Raw genomic sequence first — 12,054 nt, forward strand, 5'->3', positions numbered from 1 at the left:
GTATTTGACGAATCTGTCTTTAATTTCTGGATGACGAAGGCCAAACTCCACATTGGCTTTCATATAGCCGAATTTGCTACCACAATCATGACTTTTACCAACCATATAATAGGCTTGAGTAGTTTCTTTTTGCATCAAACTGGCGATCGCATCGGTTAATTGGATTTCGTCACCAGCCCCGGGGGGGGTACGAGCTAACTCTTGCCATATTTGGGCGGACAGTACGTAACGGCCAACCACGGCAAGGTTTGAAGGTGCTTCTTCTACACTTGGCTTTTCTACGGTGCCTATCATGTCGGCTGACTGGCCTGGTGATAGCTGGCTACCATTGATGTCAACAATGCCAAATTTACTGACGTCTTGTTTAGCTACGGCCTCAACCATCACTTGGCTGGCGCCACTTTGGTTGAATTTTTCCACCATGTCGGCTAGGTTGTCCTCGCTCAGATCTGCGCTAGCATCATCAAGCACTACATCGGGCAGTAATACCGCAAATGGTTCGTCGCCGATAAGCGGTCGAGCACAGAGAATGGCGTGGCCTAGCCCTTTGGCTACCCCTTGACGAACATGCATAATGGTGACGTCTTTAGGGCAGATGGAGCGAACTTCGTTCAGTAATTGGCGTTTCACCCGTTTCTCGAGTGTTGCCTCTAATTCAAAGCTGGTATCAAAGTGGTTTTCGATGGAGTTCTTACTTGAATGGGTAACTAGAATGATCTCTTTAATGCCCGCTGCAATGGCTTCTTGCACTACATATTGAATCAAAGGTTTATCTACAATGGGAAGCATTTCTTTAGGAATTGCTTTTGTTGCGGGGAGCATTCTGGTTCCTAGTCCTGCTACTGGTAATACCGCTTTGCGTACTTTAGGGCTCATTTCATTCTCTTGAAACTAAGTGTTATTTGTTGGCAACTTTAACACGGGAACATGACATTTTAAATTGAGAAGGTTGATATTAGTGACGAGTATGAGGGATTAACATCCTTTTTAAAAAAGGATGTTAATTTAGTTAATTGAGTTTACTGACTAGGCTCTACAAATAACTTGTCTTTATTGTCGAGGTAGATTTTTTCACCAATACCTGGAACCAATACTATCTGCTCAACATTTTTAAAATCACCGTGCTCATTCCGATATTGGACTATTGCCAGTGATTTAGATGTTCCGACGCCTTTTAGGCTGTCCAGTTGCTCAGCTGTCGCGGTATTTAAATTAAGCATTTGCCCTGTTTCAGCGGCGTAGGCGGGCTGATAACTTAGTAGGCTGAACAGTACTAAAAGTAGGTATTTAGACCATTTCATAACTCACTTCCTTTTTTGATAAAATTCATATTAAAGGTAGGTGAGTTTTTATAATAATAAATAACTCATTTGGGGTAAATTTAACTAGTTGTGAGGAAAGGGCGAAGCTTTCGCCCTAATTATTAAGGCAATACTTTTTTAAAAGGCTTAACGATCACCTTGGCATATACACCTGCGGTCACGTAAGGGTCGGCATCGGCCCAACTCTGGGCTTCTTCTAAGCTATTAAACTCGGCAATCACAGTTGAGCCCGAAAAACCTGCGTCAGCGGGATCTTCCGCATCAATCGCAGGCATTGGGCCGGCAACTAATAAACGGCCTTCATTAAGTAAAGCGTGAAGTCGTTCTAGATGGGCAGGCCGTGCTTGTTTGCGTTTTTCTAAGCTATCAGCCACATCCTCGGAGAAAATGACATACCACATGCTAATTGTCCTTTTTTTGTGATAATGATTGTTGTTCTTTAGGGAGATGTTTATAGAGGTATAACACCGTAGCTACAGTAAATACTATAGTGAGCCCCAGTAAGCCGAACACTTTAAAGTTTACCCAAAAGGCCTCAGAGAAACTAAATGCAATATAGAGGTTTAAACACCCGCATAGAATAAAGAACAATGCCCAAGCTACGTTTACTTTTGACCAGACTTGATCAGGCAAGGTCATTTCTTTGCCTAACATTTTTTTTATCAGTGGGCTGTTAAAGGCAAATTGACTGACTAATAATACAAGGCCGAATAACCAGTTGATAACAGTGGGCTTCCATTTAATGAAATGGTCATCGCGTAAGATCAGCGTTAGGCCGCCAAAAACCAAAATAAGTACAAAAGAGATCAGGTGCATCTTTTCTACTTTTTTGTTTTTTACATAAGAGATAGCCAGTAGTAGGGCGGTAGAGACGATCAATGCTAAGGTGGCAGCATAAATGTCTTGCATCTTATAGACAGCGAAAAAGATGATTAATGGGATAAACTCGAAAAATTGTTTCATAGTTCCTCAGTAAGCGCGTCAAATAAAAAAGCCGCTAAACAGGCGGCTTTTGATAGTAGCAAGTTCTTAAGCTAAACGGTAGCGGCTTTCATTGTACGGGTAAAGTCACGCAACGCAGCTAACATCGCCTCAGGCTGGTCTAAGTGTTGCTCAATCAACTTAACTACGGCTGAACCGGAAATAGCGCCCGCAGCACCTGCAATTATGGTTTCTTTAACTTGCTCTGGGTTAGCAATACCAAAGCCGAGTAAAGCGGGTGGGGCGTTGTACTGTTTAAGTTTGTCGAGTAATTTACCCACCGGAGCACCTGCTTTGGTTTCTGTGCCGGTGACACCTGCACGGCTTACTAGGTAGGTGTAGCCTTGACCATATTCTGCGACTTTAGCTAGAGTGGCTTCATCGGCGTTCGGTGGGGCGATGAAAATACTTTGTAGACCATGTTTGTTTGCCGCTTCTCTAAATGGGGCTGATTCATGAACAGGTACATCGGCTACTAATACCGAATCGACTCCAGCGGCTGCCAGTTTCTGATAGAAGGCATCGATGCCGGTAGAATAAACAAGGTTGGCGTAAAGTAGCAATCCGATAGGCACTTCTGGGTGTTTGCTACGGATAGTGCTGAGCATTTCCAAACAGCGTGGGGGTGTAACCCCTGCGGCTAATGCTCTTACATTGGCACCTTGAATAGTTGGACCATCGGCAACGGGATCAGAGAATGGAATGCCAAGCTCAAGGGCATCGGCTCCACCTTCAACTAATGCATCGATAATCGCCAAGGACTGTTCAAAGTTAGGGTCACCTAAAGTAACAAAAGGAACAAAGGCACCTTGGTTATCAGCGGCCAAGCGTTCAAATAATTTAGCGTAGCGTTGAGTCATTATAGGCTTCCTCTTTGTTCAAAAATATCGGCAACGGTGAAGATGTCTTTGTCGCCACGGCCTGATAGATTTACTAGCAAAATTTGCTCTTTATCTTTATTTTGCTGAGCAAGTTTTAGCGCATAGGCTAAAGCGTGGGCAGATTCTAAAGCTGGAATAATACCTTCGCTTTTGGCCAAAGTTTGGAAGGCTGCCAAGGCTTCTTCATCGGTTGCCGATTCATAACTTGCACGACCAATGGAATTTAAGTAGGCATGTTGCGGGCCAACTGATGGGAAATCTAAGCCTGCAGAAATTGAGTATGACTCTTCAATCTGGCCATTTTTGTCTTGCATTAATAAAGAGTGCATACCAAAAAACATACCCTTACGGCCATGCTTTAAAGGTGCACCGTGCTGATCGGTATCGATACCCTTTCCTGCTGGTTCTACACCTATTAATTGAACCCCTTCTTCATCAATGAAGTCGGCAAACATGCCAATAGCGTTAGAGCCACCACCCACACAAGCGATGACGGCGTCGGGTAGACGACCTTCCGCTTTTAAGATTTGCTGTTTAGCTTCTTCACCGATCATTTTCTGAAATTCACGAACGATGGTCGGGAAAGGATGAGGGCCGGCCGCTGTCCCTAGTAAATAGTGAGCGGTGTCGTAGCTGGCAGCCCAGTCGCGCAAGGCTTCATTACAGGCATCTTTTAAGGTGGAGGAACCGCTATGCACTGGAATCACTTCTGCACCCATTAAGCGCATACGAAATACGTTGGGTTTTTGTCGCTCACAATCGATGGCACCCATGTATACACGACACTTAAGGCCTAATAAGGCACAGGCTAAGGCGGTGGCTACGCCATGTTGACCCGCGCCGGTTTCGGCGATAATTTCTTTTTTGCCCATGCGTTTAGCTAGCAGAGCTTGACCTAATACTTGGTTGGTTTTATGGGCTCCACCATGAAGTAAGTCTTCTCGTTTTAAGTAGATTTTCGTCTTGGTGCCGGCGGTCAAATTACGGCACAACGTGAGAGGCGTTGGACGCCCGGCATATTCGCTTAGTAGACCATTGAACTCATCCAAGAACTCGGGATCTTGCTGAGCATCGATAAAAGCTTGTTCAAGTTGGTCGAGAGCTGGGACGAGGATCTGTGGCACAAACTGCCCGCCGAACTCTCCAAAATAGGAATTTAATTTACTCATTGTTGACTCTTATTCGTTAAAAAATTTAAGTACGACTCGTTTAGTTACGACTAGTACTGTCTAATTTGTTGAAACGCAGCTGTTATTTTGGCTGGGTCTTTTATCCCCGGTGTTTGTTCTACACCTGAGTTCAAATCTAATCCGGCTGCAGCATAAGTTAAGGCGTCTTGAATATTATCTAAGCCTATGCCGCCTGCCAGCATCGCACCTTGACTGTGCTCACCTAATAATTGCCAATTAAAGGTTTGTCCGGTACCGCCGCTTTGCCCGGCAACCTTGCTATCAAATAAAATCTTATCGGCGTTACTTGGCGCTTGTGGCAGAGAATCGGTTACGCCAAGGGCTTTCCAAACAAGGCTGGTATTTAATTTGGCTTTGAGTTGAGTGATGTATTGCTCGTCTTCATTGCCATGCAATTGAACCGCATGTAATTGTAGTTGGTTGGCAATCTGGGCAACCTCATCTACCGAGCTATTCACAAATACCCCGACAAAGTTAAGGGGAGCCGCTTGAGTCAGTTTTTCTGCTTGGGCTAGGCTGACACAGCGCGGTGATTTTTCGGCAAAAATTAAGCCGCCGTATACCGCTCCAGCTTGGTAGGTCGCTTGCACATCTTGCTCTTGAGTTAATCCACAGACTTTGTTTTCGCCTAAGATGAGCTTACGGCAAGCCATGTCCACATCATCTTGGCTCATTAGTGAACTGCCCACTAAAAAGCCGTTGGCGTATTGGGCTAATTCCCGTACTTGCTGGTGTTGGTAGATCCCTGACTCGGAGATAATAATCCGGTCTTCCGGAATTTGTTTGGCCAGCTCGGGGGTTCTTTCCAAGCTGATAGACAGGTCCCGTAAGTTACGGTTATTAATGCCGATGACTTTAGCGTTCAGAGTAATAGCACGCTCTAGTTCAGCTTGATTGCTTACCTCGGTTAGTACGCCCATGTTGAGTTTGTGAGCCACTTCCGCTAGCAAGCGGTATTCGTTGTCATCTAATACCGATAACATCAGCAAGATGGCATCCGCTTTATGATGGCGGGCAAGGTAAATTTGGTATTCATCGATGAAAAAATCTTTACATAATACCGGTTGCTCAACCTGTTCACGCACTTGGGTCACGTAAGCAAATTCACCTTGGAAGTACTTGTTATCGGTAAGTACCGAAATAGCCGCAGCATAGTTTTTATAAACACCAGCAATTAGGTCTAGGTCAAACTCTGGACGAATAAGCCCCTTTGATGGAGATGCTTTTTTACATTCAAGAATAAACTTGGCGGGTTTACCCGACAGCGCTTGATAAAAACTACGCTCAGTGGGCCCAACTTGGTCGATAAAGCTGTCCAATGGCTGGCTTTGCATCTGCTCGGCTAACCATATCTCTTTGTCGGCAACGATTTTATCTAAAATAGTGGCTTGTTTAGGTTCTACTTGGCTCACTGGCTCATCTCCGCCAATTGGTTTGCTAAGGTGAGTGCTCGACCAGATGCCATCTCTGCTAGCGCCATCTTAACTCCTTCTGCTAGGTCATCGGTTTTGCCAGCTAATTTTAGTAACAAAGCAACATTAACCGCAACCGCGGCTTGTTGAGCCGGGCTGGCTTGGCCTTGTAGCAGTTGTAAGGTGATGGCTTTGTTTTCTTCTGGAGTGCCGCCCTTAATCGCATCTAGCTCTGCGTGTTCCACACCAAAATCTGCTGGGTTTAAGCGGTACTCGATGATGCTATCACCATTGACTTCGGCCACTAGGGTTTCACCGTGTATGGCTACTTCATCTAAGCCTGCGCCATGAATGACCATGGCCTTTTTCATACCAAGTTGTTGCAAGGTTTTAGCAATGGGAGCAATCAGCGCTGGGTCATACACACCCATGATCTCCATGGTGGGGTGGGCAGGGTTAATTAGCGGCCCCAGTACATTAAAAATGGTGCGAGTTTTTAAGGTTTGGCGCACCGGCATGGCGTGACGGATCCCTGCGTGGTACTGCGGGGCGAATAAAAAACACAGGCCTAGCTCATCCAAACAACGACGCGCTGTTTTTGGGCTCATTTGAATATTAATGCCTAGTGCGGCCAGTAAATCAGAAGAGCCAGATTTACTTGAAACACTGCGGTTACCGTGTTTCGCCACTTTCACCCCTAGGCTAGCTGCAACAAAAGCAGCAGTGGTAGAAATGTTAATGGTATTGTGGCCATCTCCACCTGTGCCCACGATGTCGGCAAACTCATAATCTGGGCTAGGGAAGGGGGCTGCGTTGGCTAATAGGGCTTTAGCGGCACCGGCAATCTCTTGCGGTTGCTCCCCTTTCATTTTTAACGCTGTCAGTAAAGATGACAAAACAATTGGGTCTACCTCACCTTGAACCACTTGGCTAAATACCTGTTGCGCTTGTTCAATGCTAAGATCTTGTCTTTGAAATAGCTGTTCTAAAATAGCCTGCATTATGCGTCCTCCTTTTGGATGGCCCATTCTAAGCTACGGGTGAGAAGTGTGGCCCCTTCGCTAGTTAAAATGGATTCAGGGTGGAATTGAAAGCCTACCACTTTATCTTGTTCATTAATTATTGCCATCGGCATCGCTTGGTAGTGGGCGTTTACTGTTAAGGTTGTTGGAGTCGATGTAGCCACTAATGAGTGGTAGCGCGCCACTGGCAAAGGGTTACTTAAGCCTTCAAACATCAAGCGGTTATCGTGCTCAATAGCAGAGGATTTGCCGTGGACAATTTCATCGGCTTTGCCTACCACACCACCGTAGCTTTCGACTAAGGCTTGATGACCTAGACAAATACCAATAATGGGTACTTCACCTTTACACAAATCGATCAGTTCTAACATGCAGCCCGCTTGTTGTGGGTTGCCTGGGCCAGGTGACAATACCAATACTGGTGGTGTTGGGCTGTCATCAATATGTTGTTTAATTTCTTGAGCGCTTAAATGGTTGCGATAAATACGTACATCTAGACCTTGGCTACGAAATTGGTCCACTAGGTTGTAAGTGAACGAGTCAAAGTTATCGAGTAGAAAGACACTATGAGTCATGACTAACATCCTTTAAAGTTGAACCGTGAGCACGGGCGATGGCGTTTAATACTGCGGCGGCTTTATTGCGAGTTTCGTCAGCCTCCGCTTGTGGCACCGAATCATACACCACCCCAGCGCCGGCTTGTACATGGGCCAGCTGATCTTTAACAAAGGCTGAGCGAATAACAATACAGGTATCCATATCGCCATTGCCCGCCAAGTAGCCTACGGCACCGCCATAACTACCACGGCGTTTTTGTTCTACTTGACGAATTAACTCAGACGCTCGAATTTTAGGTGCGCCAACCAGTGTGCCCATATTCATACAGGCTTGGTAGGCGTGCAGAGCGTCTAGGTCGTTACGTAAGGTACCAACAACGCGCGACACAAGGTGCATAACATGGCTGTAACGGTCCACTTTTAGTAGGTCTGCTACATGACGGGAGCCTGGCTCGCTGATCCGTGCTACGTCATTACGTGCCAAGTCTACTAGCATGATGTGTTCGGCAGTTTCTTTTTTATCTAAACGAAGCTCTAGCTCAAGGCGTCCATCGAGGTCTTTATTAATTGAACCATCGGAATTAAAGCCTCGCTTACGGGTGCCAGCAATGGGGTAAATTTCTACATCACGACTGGTTGCTGAGTACTTAATAGCGCTTTCGGGTGATGCGCCAAAAATCACAAAGTCGCTGTCTTTAAGGTAGAACATGTAAGGGCTGGGATTAGTGAGTTTTAGCTCTCGATAAGCGGCCAGTGTATCAGGGCAAGAAAGGGTAAAACTGCGCGACGGAACGACTTGAAAGATATCGCCTTGGCGAATGTAATCCTTCATAATTTCCACATTATTGCAGTAATCTCTATCGCTTATGTCTGCTTCAATTCTACCTTGGTAGTCGTTAATCTCAGTGGGGGCTTGTTGATGGTTTTTGTGTTCGCACAGTTCAGCTAAATGAGCTAATCGCTCTGCAATCCGGGTGGTTTCTTGTTGTTCATAGACCGAGCCGATAATGTGGGTGATTTGTTCTTGATGGTCTATTAATAGTAATGTTTCGGCTAAGTAGAATTGGAAATCTGGGCAACTATTAGTGCTTTGGGCTACCTCTTGCAACTGCTCAAAGCTAGCGATGAAATCGTAGGCGAACACCCCGCCTAAAAATACCCCTTTTTCATGATAGGCCAAGTCGCCGTAAAGCTTAACGATGATGCGCAGAGCATCAACTGGAGAGGCAGCTTTTAATCGAGAATCTTCATCTAAGTTGGCGGTGGGGAGAGGGAAGTTTAAAACGAGTTGCTTGGCACTATGGTTGGTGATTAGGGTGTGGTCGGTATGCTCTGCTACGCTGGCTATAACCGCCTCACCATTTGTCGATAAGGCGTTAAATTGAACTTCGCGCCCTTGGCAGATTATCTTCACTGCGGCATCGGCTAAGATTAAGCTTTGTAAGTTTTCTTTACTGTCTATTTCACAAGACTCTAATAACAGGTTGTGTTGAGTCTCTTTACACAACTCTTGATATAAGCTTAATGGGTCATCGACATAACTGGCATCGATGAGATCGTTTTTTAGGTGCACCCTAGGGTGGTTACTCATTGTTCGTTACTCCTAATTAAGGCCGTAGCGCAAATAAAAAAAAGCCCGCGTTTAGCGGGCTTTTTGTTGTTCTGTTTAATGATTTGGAAATACAACAACTCACACCCGCTTATTTCGGAGTGCGCCACCACCAAGTTTTGTTGGTTAGAAGAAAAGTTGTCATGTTTATTCCTGATCAATTTGGTAAACTTAGTTAACTGTAAATGACATAACTAAGTCAAGAAAAAAATTAGGAAATTTAATGCGATTTGATTTGCATTGCCATACTACCGCATCTGATGGTGGTTTAAGTCCCAAAGAGATTGTTATGCGGGCAGAAAATATGCAAGTCGATGTGTTGGCGATAACCGATCACGATACCACTGCGGGTATTGAACAAGCGCAAGCCTGCGCAAAACACCTACAAGTGATTCCCGGAACAGAAATTTCCTGTGCTTGGCATGCTTTTGATATTCATGTTGTCGGTTTAAACCTCGATATTACGCATCAGAGTTTACAGCAGCAGTTAAGTTTGCAACGAGAAAAACGCGAGTTACGAGCCCAAGAAATGAGCCAGCGCTTAACCAAGGCAGGAATTAGCGGTGTATATGAGCAGGCTAAACAGCTGGCAGGGGCGGCGCCGATTACCCGCTCTCATTTCGCAAAAGTATTAATAGACAGAGGCCTAGCGAGTAGTTTTAACAAGGTGTTCGATAAGTATTTAAGCCGCGGCAATACCGGCTATGTGCCCAATAATTGGATGAGCATTGGCGAGGCCATAGACCTTATCCATCAGGCAAAGGGGGTGGCAGTTCTGGCTCATCCTACTCACTATGATTTATCGAATAAGTGGATCCGTAAGTTAGTGGCTGAGTTTGCTGAGCTTGGTGGTGATGCCATTGAAGTGGCGATGCCACAAATGTCTAAAGATCAATTAATGTGGTTAGCAGACCTTGCCGAGCAACATCAGCTAAGTGCTTCACAGGGCTCTGATTTTCATCATCCTTCTGCTTGGCGAGAGCTGGGCCGAGGGTTACAATTGCCAGACAAGTGCCAGCCAGTATGGCAGCTCTGGCAAGCATATTAGTCTGCAGGGCCTTGGGCCATGAGTATGAGCAGGGATAGTAATGAGCCAATTTTTCTATGTACACCCAGATAATCCACAGCAGCGTCTAATGAAACAAGCCGCTGCCCTAATTAAACAGGGCGGGGTGGTGATTTATCCCACCGATTCAGGTTATGCCATTGGCTGCCATATCGGCGATAAAGCCGCATTAGAGCGTATCTGCCGGATCCGTCAACTAGATAAAAATCACCATTTCACTTTAATGTGTCGTGATTTATCGGAGCTGTCTGAATACGCCCGAGTGGGTAACCAGGCGTTTCGTCTGTTACGTAATAACACCCCCGGACCGTATACTTTTATTTTCAGAGGCACTAAAGAGGTTCCTCGGCGGCTGTTAAACCCTAAGCGCAAAACTATCGGTATTCGTATTCCGAATAATCGCATTGCGCTGGATATGCTAGAAGCGTTGGGGGAGCCTTTGATGTCATCGAGTCTAATCTTGCCGGGTAATGATTTTACTGAATCTGATCCCGAGCAAATTCGTGATGCGCTAGAGCAACAAGTAGACTTGATTGTTAATGGCGGATTTTTAGGGGAGCAGCCGACAACGGTGATCGACCTATCGGAAGATGAGCCCGAAATTCTACGTTATGGCGCTGGCGATACGAGTCCTTTTGAGTAATGTTAGATAAGGCATCTCCCACCCAGCAGTTAACGCTTGCCAGTGTCAATGGTGAGCCCTGGCTAGAGCTGCCTGAAGACTTATTTATTCCGCCCGATGCCATGGAAGTGATCCTTGAGCAGTTTGAAGGGCCACTGGACTTATTGCTTTATTTGATCCGCAAGCAAAAACTCGATATCGAACATTTGCCTGTATTGGCGATTACTCAACAATACATGGATTATATTGAGGCGATGCAACAGCTAAAGTTGGAGCTGGCGGCAGAATACTTAGTGATGGCGGCGCTACTGACGGAGATAAAGTCACGCACCTTATTGCCGACGCCAGAATTTGAGCAAGAAGAAGCCGACCCACGAGCAGAGCTGATTCGGCGCTTGCAAGAGTACGAGCTTTACAAAGACGCCAGCGAGAAGGTCGACAATTTGCCGCGTCAGCAGCGCGATATCCATATGGTGGAGGTGGCTAAACCAGTGGATATGCCGGTGAATGTGATTTATCCAGAAGTGGCGATGGAGCAATTAGTTGAGGCCTTACGCGGTATAGCCCAGCGGGTTAAAAACTTTGAACATCACGAAATCAAACGAGAAAAATTGTCTACTCGACAACGCATGAGCGATATTTTGGCCAAACTGCAAGCTCATCGTTTTGTTGAGTTTAGTCAGTTGTTTAGCTTGAGTGAGGGGCGAGCGGGTTTAGTGGTGAGCTTTTTGGCCATTTTGGAGTTGATTAAAGAGGGCTACATTAAGTGTGTACAAAGTCAGCCTTTAATGGCCATTCAGGTTATTTTAGTGACCAATGAGGTGGCCACTCAGTGAGTAAACTAAATTTGGTGAAATTGGTAGAGGCGGCCTTGTTTGTGGCTGGTCGTCCCTTAAGCGTTAAAGACTTACAGGCTACGGTATTGGCTGAAGTGGGCTTGGCTCGTACTCAGGTTAATATGATTTTGGATGAATTGAGTCAGCGTTATCAAGATTCAGCCATTGAGCTTGCCGAAACCGCGTCGGGTTACCAGTTTAGAGCTCGCCAAGAGTATGCGCCTTATCTTTCATTGTTATGGGCTGAAAAGGCCCCTAAATTTAGTCGTGCGATGTTAGAAACTCTCACCTTAATTGCTTATCGCCAACCGATCACTCGCGGCGAAATCGAGGCAATTCGCGGGGTAGCGGTAAGTAGCCATATTATTAGTGTATTAAAAGAGCGTAATTGGATCCGCAGTGTCGGTCATAAGGAAATTCCAGGGCGTCCGACCTTGTTTGCCACTACTTCTGAGTTTTTAGATTACTTTGGTTTGAAAGATTTAGGCGATTTGCCTGAATTAGACCAACCTTTACTTGAAAAACTGCCGCAAGACTTTCAGACTTAGCGCACTTT

The 12,054-nt window shown here is 45.7% G+C and carries 14 protein-coding genes; 4 read left to right on the forward strand and 10 right to left on the reverse strand.

Annotated elements, in window-relative coordinates; all coding sequences use genetic code 11:
- The 10 genes from galU to ACQY6Q_RS00900 all read right to left on the reverse strand — a co-directional run.
- A partial coding sequence (gene galU / locus ACQY6Q_RS00855) for a UTP--glucose-1-phosphate uridylyltransferase GalU (RefSeq protein WP_427976747.1) occupies window positions 1-876 on the reverse strand: 876 nt, incomplete at its 3' end.
- Between the two features lie 143 nt (window positions 877-1,019).
- Window positions 1,020-1,301 carry a ComEA family DNA-binding protein gene (locus ACQY6Q_RS00860; protein ID WP_427976750.1) on the reverse strand — a complete coding sequence of 94 codons (282 nt, stop codon included), beginning with the start codon at window positions 1,299-1,301 and terminating at the stop codon, window positions 1,020-1,022.
- Window positions 1,302-1,423: 122 nt separating this feature from the next.
- Window positions 1,424-1,723: a YciI family protein gene (locus ACQY6Q_RS00865; protein ID WP_427976753.1), complete on the reverse strand. Its 300-nt coding sequence runs from the start codon at window positions 1,721-1,723 to the stop codon at window positions 1,424-1,426.
- A 1-nt stretch (window position 1,724) separates the two neighbouring features.
- Complete coding sequence (locus ACQY6Q_RS00870; protein WP_427976755.1) at window positions 1,725-2,285, reverse strand: septation protein A; 561 nt, start codon at window positions 2,283-2,285, stop codon at window positions 1,725-1,727.
- A 71-nt stretch (window positions 2,286-2,356) separates the two neighbouring features.
- On the reverse strand, window positions 2,357-3,163 hold the full coding sequence (trpA, locus tag ACQY6Q_RS00875) for a tryptophan synthase subunit alpha (protein WP_427976758.1): 807 nt from the start codon (window positions 3,161-3,163) through the stop codon (window positions 2,357-2,359).
- The gene (gene trpB, locus ACQY6Q_RS00880) at window positions 3,163-4,353 is read right to left on the reverse strand and encodes a tryptophan synthase subunit beta (protein ID WP_427976761.1); all 1,191 of its coding nucleotides are present in this window, start codon (window positions 4,351-4,353) and stop codon (window positions 3,163-3,165) included. Before trpB ends, trpA begins: the two co-directional genes overlap by 1 nt.
- Window positions 4,354-4,403: 50 nt before the next feature.
- Window positions 4,404-5,786: a bifunctional indole-3-glycerol-phosphate synthase TrpC/phosphoribosylanthranilate isomerase TrpF gene (gene trpCF / locus ACQY6Q_RS00885; RefSeq protein WP_427976763.1), complete on the reverse strand. Its 1,383-nt coding sequence runs from the start codon at window positions 5,784-5,786 to the stop codon at window positions 4,404-4,406.
- Window positions 5,783-6,787, reverse strand: coding sequence for an anthranilate phosphoribosyltransferase (gene trpD, locus ACQY6Q_RS00890; protein WP_427976765.1), 1,005 nt, complete (start codon window positions 6,785-6,787; stop codon window positions 5,783-5,785). The genes trpCF and trpD overlap by 4 nt, the downstream gene beginning before the upstream one ends.
- Window positions 6,787-7,383 (reverse strand): aminodeoxychorismate/anthranilate synthase component II, encoded by a 597-nt coding sequence (locus tag ACQY6Q_RS00895; protein WP_427976767.1) that lies wholly within the window; start codon window positions 7,381-7,383, stop codon window positions 6,787-6,789. The genes trpD and ACQY6Q_RS00895 overlap by 1 nt, the downstream gene beginning before the upstream one ends.
- Window positions 7,373-8,956, reverse strand: a complete 1,584-nt coding sequence (locus tag ACQY6Q_RS00900) for an anthranilate synthase component 1 (RefSeq protein WP_427976769.1) — start codon at window positions 8,954-8,956, stop codon at window positions 7,373-7,375. The genes ACQY6Q_RS00895 and ACQY6Q_RS00900 overlap by 11 nt, the downstream gene beginning before the upstream one ends.
- Before the next feature lie 241 nt (window positions 8,957-9,197).
- On the opposite strand from ACQY6Q_RS00900, the gene rnm reads away from it, so the two are divergent.
- The 4 genes from rnm to scpB are packed head-to-tail and all read left to right on the forward strand — an operon-like array spanning window position 9,198 to window position 12,046.
- Window positions 9,198-10,022: an RNase RNM gene (rnm, locus tag ACQY6Q_RS00905; RefSeq protein WP_427976771.1), complete on the forward strand. Its 825-nt coding sequence runs from the start codon at window positions 9,198-9,200 to the stop codon at window positions 10,020-10,022.
- 40 nt (window positions 10,023-10,062) lie between these two features.
- On the forward strand, window positions 10,063-10,683 hold the full coding sequence (locus ACQY6Q_RS00910) for an L-threonylcarbamoyladenylate synthase (RefSeq protein ID WP_427976774.1): 621 nt from the start codon (window positions 10,063-10,065) through the stop codon (window positions 10,681-10,683).
- Window positions 10,683-11,498, forward strand: coding sequence for a segregation and condensation protein A (locus tag ACQY6Q_RS00915; protein WP_427976777.1), 816 nt, complete (start codon window positions 10,683-10,685; stop codon window positions 11,496-11,498). The genes ACQY6Q_RS00910 and ACQY6Q_RS00915 overlap by 1 nt, the downstream gene beginning before the upstream one ends.
- Window positions 11,495-12,046, forward strand: coding sequence for an SMC-Scp complex subunit ScpB (gene scpB, locus ACQY6Q_RS00920; RefSeq protein ID WP_427976779.1), 552 nt, complete (start codon window positions 11,495-11,497; stop codon window positions 12,044-12,046). Before ACQY6Q_RS00915 ends, scpB begins: the two co-directional genes overlap by 4 nt.
- The last annotated feature ends 8 nt before the right edge of the window (window positions 12,047-12,054 follow it).

Origin of the sequence: Agarivorans sp. (assembly GCF_050295395.1) — a bacterium.
GTDB lineage: Bacteria > Pseudomonadota > Gammaproteobacteria > Enterobacterales > Celerinatantimonadaceae > Agarivorans.